Origin of the sequence: Kosakonia pseudosacchari (genome assembly GCF_015167415.1) — a bacterium.
GTDB lineage: Bacteria > Pseudomonadota > Gammaproteobacteria > Enterobacterales > Enterobacteriaceae > Kosakonia > Kosakonia pseudosacchari.
The window spans coordinates 3,415,244-3,434,443 of sequence record NZ_CP063425.1 but is presented as its reverse complement, the minus strand read 5'-3'; the positions used below and the strand labels follow the sequence as shown (position 1 = coordinate 3,434,443).

Annotated in this window: 21 protein-coding genes and 1 pseudogene; 12 read left to right on the top strand and 10 right to left on the bottom strand. The window is 54.1% G+C overall.

Annotated features, from left to right (window positions below):
• The first annotated feature begins 110 nt into the window (after nt 1-110).
• From IP581_RS16160 to IP581_RS16145, 4 genes are read left to right on the top strand one after another with little or no spacing between them, the layout of a single operon-like run.
• Nucleotides 111-959, top strand: coding sequence for a transporter substrate-binding domain-containing protein (locus IP581_RS16160; protein ID WP_020454636.1), 849 nt, complete (start codon nt 111-113; stop codon nt 957-959).
• Between the two features lie 45 nt (nt 960-1,004).
• Nucleotides 1,005-1,646, top strand: a complete 642-nt coding sequence (locus IP581_RS16155; protein ID WP_017458707.1) for an amino acid ABC transporter permease — start codon at nt 1,005-1,007, stop codon at nt 1,644-1,646.
• Between the two features lie 14 nt (nt 1,647-1,660).
• Nucleotides 1,661-2,326 (top strand): amino acid ABC transporter permease, encoded by a 666-nt coding sequence (locus IP581_RS16150; RefSeq protein WP_193820850.1) that lies wholly within the window; start codon nt 1,661-1,663, stop codon nt 2,324-2,326.
• Nucleotides 2,319-3,080 carry an amino acid ABC transporter ATP-binding protein gene (locus IP581_RS16145; RefSeq protein WP_193820849.1) on the top strand — a complete coding sequence of 254 codons (762 nt, stop codon included), beginning with the start codon at nt 2,319-2,321 and terminating at the stop codon, nt 3,078-3,080. The genes IP581_RS16150 and IP581_RS16145 overlap by 8 nt, the downstream gene beginning before the upstream one ends.
• A 181-nt stretch (nt 3,081-3,261) precedes the next feature.
• On the opposite strand, the gene IP581_RS16140 is transcribed toward IP581_RS16145, so the two are convergent.
• The 4 genes from IP581_RS16140 to IP581_RS16125 are packed head-to-tail and all read right to left on the bottom strand — an operon-like array spanning nt 3,262 to nt 6,227.
• Entirely contained in the window at nt 3,262-4,029 is a 768-nt protein-coding gene (locus IP581_RS16140; protein ID WP_193820848.1) for a GGDEF domain-containing protein, read from the bottom strand.
• Complete coding sequence (locus tag IP581_RS16135; RefSeq protein WP_086870914.1) at nt 4,023-4,439, bottom strand: DUF1987 domain-containing protein; 417 nt, start codon at nt 4,437-4,439, stop codon at nt 4,023-4,025. Before IP581_RS16135 ends, IP581_RS16140 begins: the two co-directional genes overlap by 7 nt.
• Complete coding sequence (locus tag IP581_RS16130; RefSeq protein ID WP_228007773.1) at nt 4,432-5,013, bottom strand: SiaB family protein kinase; 582 nt, start codon at nt 5,011-5,013, stop codon at nt 4,432-4,434. Before IP581_RS16130 ends, IP581_RS16135 begins: the two co-directional genes overlap by 8 nt.
• 5 nt (nt 5,014-5,018) lie before the next feature.
• On the bottom strand, nt 5,019-6,227 hold the full coding sequence (locus IP581_RS16125) for a SpoIIE family protein phosphatase (RefSeq protein ID WP_193820847.1): 1,209 nt from the start codon (nt 6,225-6,227) through the stop codon (nt 5,019-5,021).
• Nucleotides 6,228-6,542: 315 nt separating this feature from the next.
• Here IP581_RS16125 and IP581_RS16120 point away from each other — a divergent pair, with 315 nt between their 5' ends.
• The 4 genes from IP581_RS16120 to IP581_RS16105 all read left to right on the top strand — a co-directional run bounded on the left by IP581_RS16120 (nt 6,543) and on the right by IP581_RS16105 (nt 10,940).
• Nucleotides 6,543-6,725: a hypothetical protein gene (locus IP581_RS16120; RefSeq protein WP_193820846.1), complete on the top strand. Its 183-nt coding sequence runs from the start codon at nt 6,543-6,545 to the stop codon at nt 6,723-6,725.
• Nucleotides 6,726-6,744: 19 nt separating this feature from the next.
• Nucleotides 6,745-7,131: a hypothetical protein gene (locus IP581_RS16115; protein ID WP_097400330.1), complete on the top strand. Its 387-nt coding sequence runs from the start codon at nt 6,745-6,747 to the stop codon at nt 7,129-7,131.
• A 459-nt stretch (nt 7,132-7,590) separates the two neighbouring features.
• Nucleotides 7,591-8,676 carry a YncE family protein gene (locus IP581_RS16110; protein ID WP_193820845.1) on the top strand — a complete coding sequence of 362 codons (1,086 nt, stop codon included), beginning with the start codon at nt 7,591-7,593 and terminating at the stop codon, nt 8,674-8,676.
• A gap of 50 nt (nt 8,677-8,726) precedes the next feature.
• Nucleotides 8,727-10,940, top strand: a complete 2,214-nt coding sequence (locus IP581_RS16105; protein ID WP_193820844.1) for a TonB-dependent receptor — start codon at nt 8,727-8,729, stop codon at nt 10,938-10,940.
• An 8-nt stretch (nt 10,941-10,948) separates the two neighbouring features.
• Here IP581_RS16105 and IP581_RS16100 read toward each other — a convergent pair whose 3' ends face one another.
• Nucleotides 10,949-11,845 carry a LysR family transcriptional regulator gene (locus tag IP581_RS16100; protein WP_193820843.1) on the bottom strand — a complete coding sequence of 299 codons (897 nt, stop codon included), beginning with the start codon at nt 11,843-11,845 and terminating at the stop codon, nt 10,949-10,951.
• Nucleotides 11,846-11,941: 96 nt separating this feature from the next.
• Between IP581_RS16100 and IP581_RS16095 the strand changes: the two genes are divergently transcribed.
• Entirely contained in the window at nt 11,942-12,466 is a 525-nt protein-coding gene (locus tag IP581_RS16095) for a GNAT family N-acetyltransferase (RefSeq protein WP_193820842.1), read from the top strand.
• A 23-nt stretch (nt 12,467-12,489) separates the two neighbouring features.
• Here the strand turns inward: IP581_RS16095 and IP581_RS16090 are convergent.
• The 4 genes and pseudogenes from IP581_RS16090 to IP581_RS16075 form a co-directional block, all read right to left on the bottom strand.
• Nucleotides 12,490-12,777: pseudogene (locus IP581_RS16090) on the bottom strand (type II toxin-antitoxin system RelE family toxin).
• A gap of 61 nt (nt 12,778-12,838) precedes the next feature.
• On the bottom strand, nt 12,839-13,078 hold the full coding sequence (locus IP581_RS16085) for a type II toxin-antitoxin system RelB/DinJ family antitoxin (protein ID WP_193820841.1): 240 nt from the start codon (nt 13,076-13,078) through the stop codon (nt 12,839-12,841).
• Between the two features lie 76 nt (nt 13,079-13,154).
• Nucleotides 13,155-14,564 (bottom strand): glutamine synthetase family protein, encoded by a 1,410-nt coding sequence (locus tag IP581_RS16080; RefSeq protein WP_193820840.1) that lies wholly within the window; start codon nt 14,562-14,564, stop codon nt 13,155-13,157.
• Nucleotides 14,565-14,687: 123 nt separating this feature from the next.
• Nucleotides 14,688-15,161, bottom strand: coding sequence for an NUDIX hydrolase (locus tag IP581_RS16075; protein ID WP_193820839.1), 474 nt, complete (start codon nt 15,159-15,161; stop codon nt 14,688-14,690).
• A gap of 159 nt (nt 15,162-15,320) precedes the next feature.
• Between IP581_RS16075 and IP581_RS16070 the strand changes: the two genes are divergently transcribed.
• Together IP581_RS16070 and IP581_RS16065 are read left to right on the top strand one after the other, a co-directional pair.
• Nucleotides 15,321-15,581, top strand: a complete 261-nt coding sequence (locus tag IP581_RS16070) for a DUF2534 family protein (RefSeq protein ID WP_017458690.1) — start codon at nt 15,321-15,323, stop codon at nt 15,579-15,581.
• Nucleotides 15,582-15,886: 305 nt separating this feature from the next.
• On the top strand, nt 15,887-17,827 hold the full coding sequence (locus tag IP581_RS16065) for a methyl-accepting chemotaxis protein (RefSeq protein ID WP_193820838.1): 1,941 nt from the start codon (nt 15,887-15,889) through the stop codon (nt 17,825-17,827).
• 38 nt (nt 17,828-17,865) lie between these two features.
• Here IP581_RS16065 and IP581_RS16060 read toward each other — a convergent pair whose 3' ends face one another.
• Nucleotides 17,866-18,252, bottom strand: coding sequence for a VOC family protein (locus IP581_RS16060; protein WP_097400338.1), 387 nt, complete (start codon nt 18,250-18,252; stop codon nt 17,866-17,868).
• Nucleotides 18,253-18,349: 97 nt separating this feature from the next.
• On the opposite strand from IP581_RS16060, the gene IP581_RS16055 reads away from it, so the two are divergent.
• On the top strand, nt 18,350-19,120 hold the full coding sequence (locus IP581_RS16055; protein ID WP_193820837.1) for a DeoR/GlpR family DNA-binding transcription regulator: 771 nt from the start codon (nt 18,350-18,352) through the stop codon (nt 19,118-19,120).
• The last annotated feature ends 80 nt before the right edge of the window (nt 19,121-19,200 follow it).

The following is a 19,200-nucleotide window of genomic DNA, read 5'->3' as shown; positions in this document are numbered from 1 at the left end:
TAAAAACGCAGTCACGAAAAACACACGATGTCGTGTTTCGGCATATATCTTGCAACGCTTCCGGCACACCTGGGATATACCGGTCTGGCACATTAAATAAGGGTGGAGAGATGAAAAACGTATTCGGCAAATATTGTCTTGCAGCCATGATCTCTTTGGCATTTTCCTTACACGCAGTCGCAGCGGATTTACCCGAAATTGAAAAATCTGGCACCATGAAAGTGGCGACCGAGGACGATTACGCGCCATTCAACTTTATGAATAATGGCCAGACGGATGGTTTTAATAAGGACATGCTTGAGGAATTACGCAAATACGCAAAATTCAATATTAACCAAAGTATCTTACCGTGGACGGGATTACTCGCTGCGGTCTCCACCGGCCAATATGATATGGCGCTCACCGGTGCGGTAATTACCGATGAACGTCTCAATGTCTTTAATTTCACCCCGCCGTGGGCCTCCGCGCAGCACTATTTTGTCAAACGCGCCGACGATAAAACCTTAAATACCATTGCCGATCTCAGCGGTAAAAAAGTGGGCGTACAGGCGGGCAGCGCACTACTGGCGCGTTTGCCGGAACTGAAGGCCATGCTGGAGAAAGTGGGCGGGAAACTTGGCCCGGTGGTGGAGTACCAATCCTACCCGGAAGCCTATGCCGATCTGGCGAATAAGCGCGTGGATTACGTGATTAACGTGGTGATTTCCGTCAACGATCTGGTGAAAGCCAAACCGAAGGTCTTTGCCAAAGGGCTGGCGGTTTCAGGTCCGGGTTACATGGCATGGCCAATCCCGAAAAACTCACCGGAACTGCTGAAATTTATGACCGGTTTTATGAACCATATGACTGAAACCGGCAAGCTCACTGAGCTGCAGAAAAAGTGGTTTGGCGAAACCTATGAACTGCCGAAAGAGCCGATCACCAGCGCCGATCAGTTCCACAAGTTAGCCGGTTTGTAAGTCACCTGCGGCGGGCAACCGCCGCCCGTTTAAACAGGAGGGAACATGGACTTAATCTCATGGCAGTTATTGATTGAAGGCGCATGGACGACCCTCTGGATCTCAGGCGTTGCGATTGCGTTCGGGGTGGTCATCGGCCTGGTTATCGCCTTTGTCCGCATGATGAAGATCCCGTTTATTGACCAGTTTCTGGTGGTGTACATCAGCCTGGCGCGAGCTACGCCGCTGGTGACGCTGGTGCTGTTTCTGTTTTTATCCCTGCCGACGCTCGGCATTAATCTGGATAAAACACTGGCGGCGATTGTCGCCCTGACACTGAACACCTCGGCGTTTAACGCGGAAATCTGGCGTAACGCGTTTCGTAATTTCCCCCGTGAACAGCGGGAAGCGGCGGAATCCGTAGGGATGCGGCGCTGGACCTATTTTCGCCACATTATGCTGCCGCAAATGTGGATCGAAAGCCTGCCGGCACTGGTTAACGAGATGTCGTTTTTGATCAAAGGCAGCCCGGCGATCGCGGTGATTGGCGTAGTGGATTTAACGCGCGTCACCAACCGGATCTCATCAGTGACCTATGAACCGCTGTCGCCGATCCTCGCCGCGGCGCTGTTATACGTGATTATTATCGGCCTGCTGCTGAAGTTGCAGGGCGTAGCTGAACGCAAAGCGAAGCGCCTGGCGCGATAAAAGGCGGAGGATTTATGAATCAGTGGGGAATTATTTGGGCCGCGCGTGAAAGTTTTTTCAACGGGCTGCTGGCAACACTGGAGTTATTTATTATTGCCGCCGTGGTCGGGTTATTTATTGGCGTGGTTTTTTGCTATGTGATGGAATATCAAAATCGGGTGGTTAACCGGGTGATAATTGCCTTTGTCAGCCTGATGCGCGCGATTCCGTTTTTGATTCTGGCGTATCTGCTTTATTACGGTTTGCCGCAGTTAGGTATCAGCATGGATGCCTGGACAGCAGGATTATTAGCGCTGGTGATTTATCACGGTGCCTATTTTTTCGAAATATTACGCAGCCAGCGCAGAATATTTTCATCCGGCTATATCGAAGCTGCCGTATCGCAAGGCTTTTCCCGTTATAAAATTTTCCTGCGTATTATTTTGCCGAATATTGTCTCTTCCGCGCTGCCCTTAATGGGCAATCAGCTGATTATTTGCCTGAAGGACACGGCGTTTCTGTGCATTATTACCGTGCAGGAGATCACTGCCGCCGCGAACAGTGTGCAGTCCACGTACTTTATTCCGTTTAATGCCTTTATTGTCGCCATTGCGCTGTACTGGGGCATCAGCATTCTGCTGGAGTTGCTGATTAAGCGGTTGAGCCATTACGGATCGAAAAGAGGAATGACCCATGCCTGAAGCAAGCGCGGTAAGTATAAAAAACTTGTCCAAACAGTTTGATAACGTGGAAGTGCTGCGCGATATCAATCTGACAGTAAAAAAGGGCACGGTGGTCAGCATCTTAGGTTCGTCCGGTTCGGGGAAATCGACGCTGCTGCGCTGTATGAACTGGCTGGAGCAGCCAGATCGCGGTGAAGTGCGCATCAGCGGGCAGCGCATCGGTGTGGATGAAAAAACCGGTAAAGCGATGTCGCATAAAGATCTCTCGCACATCCGTGAACGGGTTGGCATGGTGTTCCAGAGTTTTAACCTGTGGCCGCATTTATCCGTGTTGCACAACGTCAGCGAAGCGCTGGTGCATGTAAAGGGGATGAAGCGTGAGCAGGCGAATGAAATTGCCCACCGGCAACTGGAAAAGGTCGGCATGAACCACAAAGCCGATGTCTACCCGATTACGCTTTCCGGCGGGCAGAAGCAGCGCGTGGCGATTGCCCGTTCGCTGGCGATGTCGCCGGAGGTGATCCTGTTTGATGAACCGACTTCAGCGCTGGACCCGGAACTGGTTAATGAAGTGCTGGGGGTAATGAAAGATCTGGCTGCGGAGGGCTACACCATGGTGGTGGTGACGCACGAGATGGAGTTTGCCCGCCAGGTGTCCGATGAAGTGGTGTTTCTGGAAAAGGGGCTATTGATCGAGAAAGCCCCGCCGGAGAAATTTTTCACCAACCCGGATTCGGACAGGGTGAGGAAATTTTTGCAATCCAGCCGGTAAAAGGCTGAGGCGTGTTCAGGTCGTGGGATGGTTGGATGGTTTGGGATTAGGGGATTGTTCCGTTCACCAGACGTTCGGCAGGCATCTGAACATCTCCACACGTGGACGTGAAAAGGGGGCGCGCCCCCTTTTAATCCCTGAGGTCCCGCAGGAAACCGGTGCTTCGCACCACGCTTCCCCCTCAATGCTGAACATTTCCTGGTGAAAGCCCCATTTTTACTTGCGGTCGAAAAAAATCCTCATGCAGCGCCACCTGGTTACGCCCGCGCTTTTTGGCCTGATACAGCGCCGCATCGGCCGTGCTATACAGCGTCTCAAAATCGCTGCCTTTATGCCCCAGACTAACGCCAAAACTGGCGGTCACCCGTTGTTGAGGAAGCACCTCCAGCGGCGAGGCGTTTAGCGATGAGTGAATATAGCTGGCGGTGATCATCGCCTCTTCGACACGCGCTTTTGGCAGCACAATGGTGAACTCTTCGCCGCCAACGCGACCGATCGCCGCCCCTTGCGGCACGGCGCGGCGAATACGCGCCACCAGCGCGCAAATCACGCGGTCGCCCATCGGGTGACCATATTCATCGTTAATGCGTTTGAAATGATCAATATCGAGCAGGATCAGCGCCACGTGCCCGGTTGTCAGCCCCTGGTTTATGTGATTGATGATCGCGCTGCGGTTAAACACGGCGGTCAGCGGGTCGTGCGTCGCCTCATATTCAAGGCGTGCCGCCAGCTGTTGCAACTGCTCATTCATACGATTGAGTTCGCGCTCGGCGCGGTCACTGCGCGAAATCAGACGATATGATTCACGGATCAGGCGCTGGTAGTTTTTCGCCACCGCCCACAGCTTTTCGCGGCAGGCGTCCGCCGTCAGCCTGTCGTCGGCAGCGGCCAGACGAGCATCTTCGAGGACGGAATAGTCCTCCTTGAATAGCTCATTGATATCTAGCATGCATGAATGTCCGGGATAAGAAAAACGGTCAGCGACGGGAAATCGATGCGCAGCTCCTGACCAAACTCCTCAGAGATATCGTCTTCCGCGTCATAGTACCAGTGCAGCTCACACGCCGCGCCGCCTCTGGCGTAATCATTCAGGCTTTCGAAGAGCGTAAATAACAGTTTGGTGCTGGAGCTGTTGAAGTAGCTCAGCGCCACATGCAACTGGAGCGGCGCGTCCGTCTGCTGGCCACTCTGTAACCAGCCTTCCAGCGCATCCATCAACGGGCGGAAAAACGCGGCGGCATTCTCCGGGTAAGCTTCGCCTTTCAGCACCAGGCGTTGGGCGGCAAAATCAAATTTCACCTCCGGTGTCGCGGCGGTGGCGGGTAATTCAATAGCCGGCGTCAGTGTCATATCAGTCATGGCAGAAGGTTGCCTTTAAGTGAAAGGCGGACAGAGAACTCGCCGCCAGAGGGTGAATGCGATATTCCAGCGGCAGGCTGGTATCCCGCGCCATGGTCAACAAACCAATGTTCGCGCCTTTACTGGTCGCCGGGGCTTCACTGCGTAGCCCCTGTTTCCAGGCGTCGCGGATCTCCGCCTGCGACATACCGCGCAGGACATCGAGATTTGTCTGCAATAACGTGGACGCTTCCGGCCCCACCAGATTTGCGGTTTCGAGGTAGTAGTGGGTTTGATCCATATGAAAGCAGACCGAACCGAAGCGCAGCTCGTGCTGTTCAGTCGATAAATACCGATCGTCTGAGGAGTAGCGCACAATGTTTTGCCCCATCTCGATAAAAGCCGAGAACAATTTTCTGCGCGTTACCGCTGAGGATTCGTGTTTATCCAGCCATGTGCGAATGACTTCACCCAGCGAAACAATATGCTGCTGAGAAAAATAGCCCGTATAAAAAAGCTCAACGGCGTTTTGCCGTTGCAACGTAAAAAGGGGTAACAGAACAGCTTCTTTGACCTGCAGGTCGTTTATTTGCATGTTGTTCACCAGCGAAAACCAAACCACGTCATGTCATCGCGCGACGCTTGCTGCCCCTGCCAGGCTTTCAGCGCCGCGAGCAGGGCGTCGGAAAGCGCAGGCATCGATAGCGTGCGGTTTTGCGCTAACAGTGACTGAATACGTTTTTTGCCAAACATGACATTGCGCGGGCCGCCTGGCTGGTCGGTCGCGCCATCAGAAACAATTAAGAACGTGTCGCCACGGCGCAATGGCGCCTGGTAGCGCTGCCACTGGTAATCTACCGGCGTGTCGGTGTAACCCACCCCTTTACGGCAGCTTTCAAGCGTGGTTGCGCTGTCCGCTTCCTGGCGCAGTACAAACGCGTGCATGCGGGCGCTTGCCCAACTGACCTGCTCATTTTGCGTATCGACAAACAGAATAATGGCGTCACACCCATCGTTGGACTGGCTGCGATCGGCAGAAGGATGCACCTGGCTGAGCGTCTGTTTGATATGTTGGTTAATCAGGCTTAGCAGTTGCTCCGGCGCGTTCACCGGCGCGAGGCTGAGCGCTTTTTCCAGCGCCGAGGAGAAAATAAAAGTCATAAACGCGCCGGGAACGCCGTGCCCGGTGCAGTCCGCCAGCACCATCAACCAGCCATTTTCCACGCGCTGAAAAGCGTAGATATCGCCGCCAACGCAGTCGCGCGGGTGCCAGTGCAGGCACCAGTCGTCGAGCGTTTTTTCGATGGTGTTGCGCGAGCGGCTCAGCATCGATTCCTGAATGATGCGTGCGTAATCCAGGCTTTGCATAATTTGCAGATGTTGCCTGGCCTGTAAATCCGAGACGGTGCGGATGAGATCAATCCCCAGGCCAATACCGATGTATTGCCCCTGCTGGGTGAGGATAAACCCTTCGGTAACAGCTTTGTCGCCGGTTTCGATCACCCGCTCGGACAGATATTCAAGACCGGAATCGGCGTCGACAATCAGCGGGTTTTTATCCATAAACGCGATGCAGCTTTTCTGGTCATATAGCTCATGGAAAAAGGGGCGGCTCATCTGCGACAAGAAAATATGTCGGTTAATCATGCCAATAGGCCGGTTATTCTCCAGTACTGGCAGGCCAATCAACGATGTATGCTCGTTGAACAGCGACATCACCTGCACGTTATTGGCATCCGGTGTCACGTGCGGAACGGCAAGGCGCAAGATACCAGCACTAAGTTGTCGCGAAGAGAGTGGTATATCCATGGTTCAAACAGCACCTTGTTATAAGAATAATCTTAGATTAAGGCGAGTTTGTGACGGTTTGATTTCAATTAAGTAAGCCGATGAATAACGGGAGATTATTGCTCCCTAAGCAAAACCACAGTCATATCTGCGGCGGCGTGAGGAGAGGCGGTAAAAAAAAGCCCGCACTTGTCAGGCGGGCAAATAATACTGGAAGCAATGTGAGCAATGTCGTACCGAATACCTGAGTGATTTGCTCAACTATTCGGTAATGCGAAAGATAATCTTTATCATCTTTGCGGTCAACCCCAAATTTAGTATGACTTCACCGGATTAATGTTTCGGGTTCAAGAAATTCGTGCCAGCTCACATCATCAATATCAATACCTGCCTGCTGGCGGCGTTGACAAGCTCGGTATGAACGCGTTGTGTTCCCTGTTCTTTGCCGATATTGCCGGTCAAACAGTGATCGCGATTAAGGCTTTTGTCAGCTTTTGTCAGTACTCTCTCTGCGGCTAAAACAGATAACGAGTAAGCGATGACCCTCTTCTGGTGTGTAGTCCCAATATTGCTGTTGTTCTTTGGCAAAACGTGGAGTTCGGCGAAAATCCGCGAGTATTACCGCCGTTCGCAGCGCGCGCTTGAGGCGACCGTTGCCGCTGAGATGGATAATCAGCAACCTTCCTGGATAAACGACGTCGCTCGGCGTGCGCAATTTAGCGCCTCGCTGTGCGAACTGTGCCTGAAAAAAGAGGTGCCCGACTGGTTTCTGGAGAGCATTGCCGGTAACGACGAGGGAATGGGATTTCTGACCCGGCACGCTGCGCTGATGGAAACCTTTGGCGCGCCATTTTGCGACCAGGTGCAGGCTGCCGCTGAGCTGGTCGACAGCGCCTGGCAACGTTCAAAACTGCGCGGTTACTAAGCGGCGGTGAAATACCCGCCATTTATACCGCGGTTATCGCCATTGATGGCCCCTGTCTCTTATCCTTTGATTAACGTCTGCCAAAGTGCAGTTTAAACGCGGCCGTAAGGCAGGATGATGATTCTGCAATTCCGACACTGCCTGTTATTTCCTGCTGTCACGCCGTAGAGGTGTCCGCCGCTTTCCACTTTTTAACACGCCACTTTTTCCACGACAGGGAAGTGAAACGATAATTCTTGCCTGAAAGTTAAGAATGCGTATAGTTCTCATTCTCTTTGGTGTTTGTGGGCGCAGCAAGGATATTCCCCGCAATAACAGTGAGCGTGAAGGCTGACAGGGAACACTGAAAAGCCGTGACGAGCTGCGCCGGGCCAAATCAGCCCTTACAAACGATCGCGCACCTGATGCGTGGCGTGGGCGCTCGTCTGCTTTGATGACATTAACGGTAAAGGATCTCCCATGAAGATGAACACTTCCGTGCTGGCTCTGCTGGCGGCGATGGCGCTTGCCGGTTGCAGCGCACATAACACCACCAGTGTGCAGCCTGCGGCACAAGCACCACAACCTGCGCCAGCGCAGTTACCAGATAACGTGATGAAACGTGCTCTGGCGAGTGGCCTGTATGAAATGGCGCTCAGCCCGCAGGGCGATGCGCTGTATGTTTCCAGTGCGGAAGGCTTTAAAGATGTGCAGGGCGGGGTGGTCTATAAACTGGATCCGAAAACGCTAAAAACCCTCGGCGCGACCCACACCGATCTGAAAAACTTTGGCATGGCTATCTCTGCGGATGGCAAAACCGTGTATGTCACCAATTCGCTGGACGGCGGCGTGAGCGCCATCGACACCAGCAACGGCAAAGTGCTTTCGCGCACGCTGTTCCCGGAACGTAACGAGAAAGGGCAGCCCTACGGCGCACGTGAAATTGTGCTGCATAACGGCAACTTATATATCGGTGCCGTTGCCGATCCGGCGCTGGTGTGGGTGGTTGACGCGAAAACCCTGAAGGTAAAAGCGCGTATCAAAAACGCGGGTAAATGGGTGACCGGTCTGCACTTCTCTGCGCAGACGCAGCGTTTGTACGTGGCGAATGGTGGCGGCGAAATTCTGGTGGTCAACCCGCGCAATAACCGTATCGAGCAGCGCTGGAAACCGCTGGGCGACAAACCGGCGCTGCTGTTGAATATCGCTGAAGATGAGTCCACTGGCCGCCTGCTGGTGACGGACAATTCAAAAGCCAAAACCACGCTGGTGCTGGATATCCACAGCGGCAAAATCGTGAAACAGCTTGCGGGCGATGCGCTGGCGGTGAAATTCAACGCCAAACGTCATGAAATCTACCTTACCCAGCGTGAGTCCGGCAAAGTGCTGAGCCTCGATGCAACCAGCTATGCCGTCAAACAGCGCTGGGATCTGCCACCGCATCCGAACAGCCTGCTGCTTTCTGCTGATGGTCAGACCCTGTTTATCACCGTCAAGCAGGCGTTTAACAAGGATCACTCCACCAACGGCCCGGATAGTGTCGTCAGGATCGATCTGAACAAGTAATGATACTGGCCTGGAAACGGGCCATTTCTTTTTTATTTCAATAGATAACAATGATGAAAAACCGCACAAAACAGTCGATACCTTTGCGCAAGACCTTGCTTGCGCTGGCCATTGGCGCGCAAGCGCATACCGCACAGGCGGCGACGGCTGACGCCAGCGTAAAACCAACGCCTGAGGAGACCATTGTCGTGCAGTCCGCCGCCGGCAGTGATTTCAGGCCCGGCGGCAGTGAACTGGTTCCCGCGTTTCTTGACGGACAAGTGGCGCATGGTGGCCGCCTTGGTGTACTGGGCGAGCAAAAAGCGATGGATGTACCGTTTAACGTCATCGGTTACACCTCGAAGCTCGTGCAGGATCAACAGGCGAAAACCATCGCCGATGTGGTGAGCAACGATGCGGGCGTGCAGGTTGGGCAGGGTTACGGCAACTTCGCCGAAACGTACCGTATTCGCGGCTTCCAGCTTGATGGTGACGACATGCTGATGGGCGGTCTGGCGGGCATTGTGCCGCGCCAGATTGTCGATACCCAGATGCTGGAGCGCGTGGAGATTTTTAAAGGTTCGAATGCGCTGATGAACGGTTCTGCGGGTTCGGGAGTTGGCGGGATGATTAACCTCGAACCGAAACATGCTGACGACACGCCGCTCACCCGCGTGGGTGTTGATTACACCACCCGCTCGCAAGTTGGCGGTTCGCTGGATGTCGGGCGTCGCTACGGCGATAACAACCAGTTTGGCGTACGCATGAATCTGCTGCACCGCGAAGGGGATGCCGCAGTGAAAGATGACCATCGTCGCACGACGGCGGCATCCATTGGCCTGGATTATCGTGGCGAGCGCTTGCGCACGTCGCTGGATCTCGGTTACCAGAACAAAACGGTTCATGGCGGCGAAATGGGCGTCAATATCAGCGCCGTCGACTTTATTCCAGCGCTGCCGGATACCCGCAAAAACTACAGCCAGCGCTGGGCGCACAGCGATATTGAAAACGAATTTGGCCTGGCTCGTGCGGAATACGATCTGACCGATGACTGGACAGTTTACGGCGCGTTCGGTGGTCAGCATGCTCATGAAGACGGCACGTACGGCGCGCCTAAGCTATTCAATAAAAACGGTGACGCCACCTTCAGCCGCATGGATACGGTGCGTATTTCCGACTCCTGGAGCGGCATGACCGGATTGCGCGGTAACTTCGATACCGGTTTTGTTTCCCATAAAGTGAACGTCGGTTATTCGGCGAACATCAAGCGCGATCGCGTAGCCTGGACCCAGTCCGATCAAAAAAATCTGCCGGTGGTGAATATTTATGATCCCTCGGCGATCCCACTGCCGGACAATTTGACCCATAGCGGTAAATACAGTGACCCGCTGACAACCGCGCGTTACCGCTCGCAGGGTTATACCCTGAGCGACACCCTCGGCGTATTTGAGGACCGACTGCTGTTTACCGTGGGCGCGCGTCACCAGAAACTGTGGGTGCGCAACTACAGCAATGCCACCGGTGCGGAAACCACCACTGCGCGTTATACCCAGGATCGCTGGATGCCGACTTACGGCGTGGTCTATAAGCCGTGGGATGTTGTCTCTTTCTACGCCAACCATACCGAAGCGCTCCAGCCGGGCGGCGTGGCGCCGAAAACGGCAGAAAACCGCTACCAAAGCGTGGGAATTGCGCATTCTAAACAGAACGAAATCGGCGTGAAAACGGACTTTGGCCGCATGGGCGGTACGCTGGCGCTGTTTGAAATCAAAAAGCCGACCGGCATTCTTAACAGCACGACCAATGTTTACGGGCTGGACGGAGAGCAGCGTAACCGTGGTGTGGAGCTGAATCTGTTCGGTGAGCCGGTGCTCGGTCTGCGCCTGAATGGCAGCGCGACCTGGCTGGATGCGGAACTGACGAAAACCAAAGATGGTATCAATCAGGGCAACCGCCCCATTGGTGTCGCGAAGTTCTACGGGGTGATGGGGGCCGAATATGACATCAAACCGGTCGATGGCCTGACCGCCACGGCACGCGTGAACTACACCGGTTCACAATATGTGAACACCAGCAATACCCGTAAACTCGACAGCTACACCACCCTGGATCTCGGTCTGCGCTACCGTATGCAGCTCAATGCGGAGAAAAATGAGATGGTCTGGCGCGTGGGCGTGGATAACGTCACCAATGAGAAATACTGGGCCAGCGTGGAAGACAACGGCACCTATATTTACCAGGGCGACCCGCGTACCGTGAAAGTCTCAATGAGTTACGACTTCTGATCGTTGTTTTATCCGGCGGGCGTGATGCCCGCCTGTTGCAGGCTATTCAACACTTCCCGCATTCCCCGGCTCACCACTTTGTCCTGACGCATCACCAGCGCTAACTGGCGCTGTAGCGGTGGCTGCACCGGGTGTACGCGCAAGCCCTGGCGGTCCTCTTCAGCCTGAACCGCTACGCCGGGTACGATGCTGTAACCCAACCCGGCACGCACCATGCGTTTTATCGCTTCAATACTGCCCAGCTCCATCACCGGCGCGAGAGCGATACCGCCTGCGCTAAACCACTGTTCAATGAGCAGGCGCGTGCTGCTGCCGGATTCGAAAACAATCAGCGGCTGGGGCGCAAGCGATGCCGGTGTCGGCGATAAAACGCCGTCAACGTCGTGGGCGGTGATCGCCACAAATTCTTCGGTAAATAAGGGTGAAATCGCCAGATTGCGCCCGCTGGCAGGCAGTGTCACAAGGCCGATATCGATACGGTTTTCTTCCACCGCGCGCACGATATCGCTGGTGTTGCCGGTGCGGACTCCGACTGACAGGTGCGGGAAATCGCGGTGCAACCTTTGCAGTAACGGCGGCAACAGGTGAATGCAGGTCGTCGCGCCGGTGCCAATTGTCACGCTGCCGCTGACAGTATGCTGATGCTGCGCCACAGACTGCACCGCGGCGCTGACGGCATTTTCGATCTCCGCGCAATGCGTGAGAAAGGTTTCTCCGGCGGCAGTAGCACGCAAACCGCGCCCGGAACGTTCAATCAGGCGGACGTGCAGGGCCTGTTCAAGCTGGCGGATTTGCAGGCTGACGGCGGGTTGCGAAATGCCTAACACCTCTGCGGCGGCGGTAAAACTTCCCCGGGCGAGCACCAGCTTAAACGTTGCTAACTGGTCAAAGCTGAAGTGTGGCATGGCAAAGTTTTCCTTATAACGGTGATAAGCGCAACCTGGTGCCGCGTGGGCGGCGTTACCGGTAGCCTGTTGATATCATCAAACGGGGAACAGTTTATGGAAATTATTGACGCGCAAGAACATCATCTTAGCGCGATTGTGCAGATTTATGCTTATCACGTGACGCACGGTAACGCCACGTTTGAAACCGAAGCGCCGGATGTGGATGAAATGCGTACGCGGCTGGCGAAAACCCGGCGCAATGGCTTGCCGTGGTATGTCGCCGTGCATGACGGACAAGTTCGGGGCTACTGTTATTTATCGCGCTACCGCGAGCGGCGGGCGTACCAGTACACGCTGGAAGATTCCATCTATGTTGATGAGAGTTTCCGCCAGCAAGGCGCAGGCAAAGCGCTACTCGCTCGTGCGGTGGCTTGGGCGGAGCAAAACGGTTACCGCCAGCTCATCGCCAATGTCGGCAACAGCGAAAATGAAGGTTCATTACGATTGCACAGTCGCGCCGGTTTTGTGGTTATCGGCACGCTGAAAAGCGTCGGCATGAAGCACGGGCGCTGGCTGGATACCGTTTTGATGCAGCGCCCGCTGGGGGAGGGGGATGTGACGCTTCCACTGCCCGGCTAAGCGAGCAGCGCGAGCAAAACGGGTTATTTCAGGCGACTTTCTGCGATGCCATACACGGTGTTACGTTCGCGTTTTCCGACAGAGACAACGAACACCACAATCCGTCAATCGTTCACCTGGTAGACCAGACGATAGCCTGAAGCGCGCAATTTGATTTTGTAGCAATCAGGTAAATGGTGGAGTCTGTTCGCTTCAATCCTCGGCGCTTTAAGCACCTGAGCGATTTTCTTCTTAAACTGCTCGCGAACAGCGCTGCCTAATTTTTGCCACTCTTTTAACGCGCGTTGATCGAAATCCAGTTGATAAACCATGCAACCTCCTTGTTTGCCAACAGCGGCCTTTCCCTGGCCGCATTCATGTTTCAGCGCGTCATCACAAATCGTCAAGCGTCACACGAACCGGTTTCGGATCGCGTAAACGCTCACGCACGATGTCGATCAGTTGCCGATCTTCATCATTAAGCAGTGTGCGGTGAAACGGTAGCTTGCCGTTCTCGGCGACATATTCGAGCGTCTGTCGTAAAAGCTCGGAAGGTGTTACGCCAAGTTTTTCCAGAGCGGCAAAGGAACGCGCTTTTAAATCGTCATCAATACGAACATTCAAATTGCCCATGGACTTACCTCTGTCATTACGTTTGTAATGACATAATGGCAAGGTTAAGACGCTGATGCAACCGCGGCCAGGCTAATCAGGACAATTCTTCCGCCGTGACAATGCGCTCAAACGCGTTCAGTTCTGCCATTTTGCCGTGATACCACTGTTCGCAAAACGCGCTGCCTAAATGGTCGGCCAGGTAAGCGCACTGGTGAAACACCTCCAGCGCGGGTTGCTGGAATAACGGCAGATCGGGCGAGGCGTGGGTGAAGTTTGCCAGTGCGTCGTCATCAATACGTTCCAGGCCGTATAACATACCGGTCAGTAATGTCGCCATGACCAGATAGGGGTTGGCGTCCGCGCCCGCCAGGCGATATTCGATGCGCCGGTTGCGAGCATCAGAGCAGGGAATGCGCAGTGCGGCGTTGCGCTTGTTGTAACCCCAGGAGTGAAAAAGCGGTTCGTCCAGATTTTTACGTAACCGCCTGAACCCATTCACGCCCGGCGCCATGATTGCCAGCGACGCGGGCATCAGTTCCAGCATGCCGGCAAGGGAGAGCCGTACCATCTCATTGGGCACCTCCGCCGGGCTGGTAAACACATTGTCGCCATTTGTGTCATTAAGGCTGACGTGAAAATGCAGGCCATTACCGGCCAGGTCTGAGAATGGCTTCGCCATAAAATTGGCCTGATAGCCAAATTTCTCGGCCACGGTGCAGGTAAGTTTGCGCAGTGCCAGCACCTGCTCGCAACTATCCACGACATTGGATGAATGGCACATATTCAGCTCAAACTGCCCGGCTTCGGCTTCGCTAACGATGCCGGATAAGGGAAGACGCTGCGCGGCCGCCATGCTTTCCAGTTCCTCAATAAAAGCAGAGTAGGCCGACGGCACGGCCAGATGAAAACAGCCCTGCGGGCGGTTTTGTTGCGCGGCGGGGTCAACAAGGTAGAACTCCATTTCCGCTGCCACCACCGGGTAAAGACCATGCTGGTGAAACTGACGCAGCACATTTTGCAGAATGACTCTGGGCTCCAGCGGCCAGGGCAGATTATTGCTGTCGAGCATGGTTAATAATAATTGTGCGTTATGGCGCGGATCGTGCGCGCCTGGGCGTAGCGTGCCGGAAACGGGTAAACATAAATTATCCGGCTCTTCGTTAATAAGTCTGTCGGGGGAAGTTGTGATTATTTTTCCTTCGCGATCCATGGCGTAGACAGATTGCGGAAAATAACAGCCCTGACTGAGTGAAAATAAGTTTTCGACGGCGACTCTTTTTCCCCGGAATGTGCCGTGAGTATCGTTAAGATAAATATCAACGTGTTTTGTTTCCGGGTATTCGTGCAGATATGCGTTGATTTCCTGAGAAAAATTCTGCTGAAGCTGCCTGATTTCCTGATCCACCATCAATGCGGATCGCGAATGCAGCGGGGTTGAAAATGGGGTAGTGGTAAAAAAGGTACGGATATTTTTCAGCAGCGGAATAGTCATCAGCGAGTTCATATTTTTTCTTTCTGTCAGGCCGTTTGGCGATGAACTCAGCATAAAAGAGTGCTTTTTATTTTGATATAAACGCCGCGTAAAAAGGAAATACGCGGCGATAAAAATAGTATAAAAATGGTGCGTTCAAGGCGTGGTGGGCATTTTTAGCAGCGGTGAGGGCGCGTTATCCGCGAAATGCGTTTTTATCCAGTCGAGCGTTTTGCGCTGGCCTGGAAAAGTGAGCAACTCGTGGGCGTCGGCAAAGCTGACCCAGCGGTATTCGCTATGCTCATGGTTAAGCATTATCTCGCAGGCTTCATCAACGTACGCAACAAACACCGGCGCGACGGTGATGGCGTCGCGGTGCGCTTCGTAAAACTGCTCGCAGCAGTCGGCGGAATAGAGTTCGCTAAGCTGCAAGCCCGTCTCTTCCCTGGCTTCACGCAGCGCGGTTTGCCAGGCCGTTTCACCGTGTTCGATGCCGCCGGCAATCTGGCACCACTGACCGGTGAGCATTTTACCGCTGCGTTTAAGCAGCAGAACGCGCCAGCCCGCTGCAAAGTTGCACAGCACAAACAGGGATATGGAAAAGCAGCGTATCGGGATTTCCTTACTCATTGTTTTCTCCGTGTTAATGGCTAAAAGCAGCACGATGGGGATGTCGCAAGGGGTTGCCATGGTTTCGCGCAAATGGCCTTTTTCCTGATTTTTCACAACAACCAGGCAGCAGATCGGTTACACTCGCGGCACAGAAAAGCCACATGACAGGAGGTTTATATGCTGGAAAAATTACGTACCCGCGAGGGGAAAAAATTTATCATTGCGGTGGTAATTGTATTCCTGGTTGCCGTGAGCGTCATTTCGAAAGTGACCTTTGAGGGCGTTGAAGATCAGTACAATTTGCCGATGGAATCCTGGACGGTAACGATGTTTATCATGCAGGGCGCATGGGTTGCCATCTACAGCCTGATGTTCACCATTATTGGTTCGCTGCCGTTTGGTTTTTATTTCCTCGGTCCGAAAGACGATCGCGGCTAATCCCGCCCGCCCTGGCATCGTGTCGGGGCTGCCGGCCTCGCTCTGCTGAATCTTAAGCGAAATTCTCACCTGTACTTCATCAGTATAAAGCTCTGTGGTAAGCCTCAGTGCCCGATACGTTAACTGCCACTACATTCATTGGCCTGTGCAGGCTGCTGTTTCTCGCTTTAATACGCGTTTTTACCTCGTAATAACACTTCCGTTAACAATTAAAGATCAAAAAACAACCGCCGATAGAGATCTCACAGGGAGTTCGTGCTGAAAGGAAGATGACGACGTAAGAGGCTGACTCCAGGAGAGCCGTAATGGCCAGAGAATTTGTGACCAAAAAAATGAGCACCCGCGCGCAGATGTTGCTGACGGGAGCCATCACCATCACCCTCGGTTTTGTGGTAACCATCGGGGTACTGAGCTGGCAGTCCAGCAGTGAACAAAAACACCTCGCCGAACAATATCTGCAAAAAATTGCGGAAAGCCAGGCGCTGAATATCCAGCAACAGCTGAATTATGCCCGTGATGTGGCGCATAACCTCGGTCACAGTATGATTGCCTTGCCAGAAGCCGGGATAACCGACCGCCAGGTGGCAGATAAACTGCTTATCTCCGCCCTGCGCGATAATCCTGACTATCTCTCTATCTCGGTTATTTTTGAAGACAACGCGTATGACGGTCGCGATGCAGAGTTCGCCGACAAACCCGAACAGGCACCCAAAGGCCGCTATGCCTTTTTTGTCGATCACGATCAATCCGGTAATTTTAAACTCCACCCGCTGACGTCAATCTTTACGCCAGGCCAGGGCGACTACTATCTGCTGCCGCAAAAAAGCCAGAAAGACACGTTAATTGAACCCTACAGCTATGCCTATAACGGTGTGCCGACGCTGCTGACGTCAGTGGCGGCACCGATTGTCAGCGGTGGCAAACTGCATGCCGTTGTGACGTCTGATATTTCGCTGGCCTCATTGCAGCAGAAAGTAAATCAGATCAAACCGTGGGAAGGGGGCGGCTATGCGGTGCTGCTTTCTACCGCCGGAAAGGTGATTTCCTATCCGGATAAAAACCTGACCAGTAAGCCTTACCCGGGTAAAACGGAGGGGTTCAGCAGTAAAGTCGTGGAACAAGATGATCCGATCCTTGGTGAAAAATCGCTGATCACCTGGCAACCTGTCACTATCGGCAACAGTACTGATAACTGGTATCTCGGTGTTGTGGCGCCGGTGAGTTCGGTGATGGCGGCGGCCAACCGTCAACTGATGTACGCCATTATTCTGGGGGTGATCAGCATTCTGTTGGTCTGTACGCTGCTCGGCCTGATCTTCAGCCGTAAAGTATTGAAACCGATTGGTGGCGAACCGCTGGAAGGGGCGAATATCGCCCTGGCGGTTGCGGACGGCAAACTCGATAACGCTATCCCGGTGAAAGGTAACGATCGCAGCAGCCTGTTCTATGCCCTGCATACCATGCAGGCACAGTTACGGCAGATTGTCGGGCAGATCAAAGAAGCCAGTGACTCGGTACGTCAGGGGGCCGGGGAGATTGTCAGCGGCAACATTAATCTCTCTTCGCGTACTGAACAGCAGGCCGCGGCGCTGGAACAGACCGCCGCCAGTATGGAGCAGTTTAGCGCCACGGTGAAACATAACGCCGCCAACGCCCACCAGGCGACGGCGCTGACCGCCAATGCCACGCAGATTGCCAGCCGGGGTGAAGCGCTGGTCGGCCAGGTGGTAGAAACAATGGCGAAAATTGACGACAGTGCGAAGAAAATCGGCGATATTACGGCGATCATCAACAGTATCGCTTTCCAGACCAATATCCTGGCGCTGAACGCAGCGGTAGAGGCGGCGCGTGCCGGTGAACAAGGGCGTGGTTTTGCGGTGGTGGCGTCTGAAGTGCGCAATCTGGCGCAGCGCAGCGCCGACGCAGTGAAAGATATCGGCGCGTTGATTGAAGAGTCCAGCAAACGCGTCGAAGCCGGGGTGCAACTGGTGAACGACGCCGGTCACACCATGCAGGAGATGACGCAGGCGGTGAATTCCGTGCAGACCATCATCAATGAGATTGTCAGCGCCTCGGATGAGCAGGCCAAAGGAATCAGCCAGGTGACGATTGCCGTCAATGAAATGGACGGTGTCACGCAACAAAACGCCTCGCTGGTGCAGCAAATGGCTGCGGCGGCAACCTCACTCGAAGATCAAGCGCAGCAGCTGGCGCAGACGGTGCATCAGTTCCGCCTCGAAGCGTAACCTGAACAGGGAGCCTGATAACAGGCTCCCTGCTTTTTTTATCCGGCAACCAGTTCGATACGGTTATTATCCGGGTCCAGAATCACGGCTTCATAAAAACCATCCCCCGTCCATCGCGCGGCGCTGGCTAACCGGCCCTGCTGACGGGCTTTTTCTGCCATCTCATCCACCGCAGCGACATTGCCGACATTAATAGCGATATGCGCCCAGCCAACAAACTCCGCTGCGTCCGGCGCATCGGCCAGCTCCGGTACGGTCATGAGTTCAATGGTTGGACCGTTGTGCAGCGACATAAAGTAGGATGCAAAACCGGCGCGGTTTTGACTGACATATTTCTCATTACTGGTGGCAGAAAAAAAGTCGCGCCAGAATGCGCGCTGTGCGTCGAGATGGCGTGTCCAGAGTGCGACATGGGCAATGTTCAAGGTGACCTCCAGGGCGTAGGGGATGGGAATTGACAGCGTAATTCATTTGCATGATTATGCTCATTATTGCTCGATTAGAATTTTATAAAGAGGATTTATGCTCGATTATGCAGCTTTCCCGGGCCAACGACAAGATCTGATCCGCCAGCGTCTGCAGGCGCAGGGACGGGTGGTGTGTGCGGAGCTGGCCGTTGAATTGCGGGTTTCAGAACACACCATTCGCCGGGATTTGCAGGAGCTGAGTAAAGCGGGCATCTGCAAAAAAGTGTATGGCGGCGCGGTATTGCAACTGGCAACCGCCGGGAGCTTTACGGAAAGAAAAGAGCAGGACCGGGCAAAAAAAAGCATCCTCGCGCAGCGCTGCGTGCAACTGCTCAGGCCCGGTAGCTGCGTATTTATTGATACCGGCACCACCAATCTTGAGCTGGCGAAAGCGCTGCCGTCAGAGCTAAAGCTGACGGTGGTGACTAACTCACCGGAAATCGCCGCTGCCGCGTGTAAACATCCGCATTGTGAAGTGATCATGCTGGGTGGTCTGGTGCAGAGCAGCACCGGCGGTTGCGTGAGCGGCCCGGCCATCAGCCAGCTTAACGGCATCATTTTCGATCAGGCGTTTATCGGTGGCTGCGCGATGTCGCCGGAGATGGGGCTGACCGGGTTTGATTACGCCGACTGCGAATTTAAAAAAGCGGTGATTGCCCAAAGCAACCAGGTGGTGGTGGCATTAACGGCAAATAAGATCCCGGCCGTCGCTCGCTACATTGTGGCCGCCAGCCAGCAGATCGATGTGCTGGTGGTTGAAACCGATCTTAGCAAAGCGCTTCATCAAGCCTTTCGCGCAGAGGATATTGAGATCCTGACGGTTTAAACGCAAGCGCACGTTTTGCGCGTTGCCGCTCAGGGGTTCATTTCTTGCCAGCCCACAGCGGAGATGTTAAAAGGTGCCCC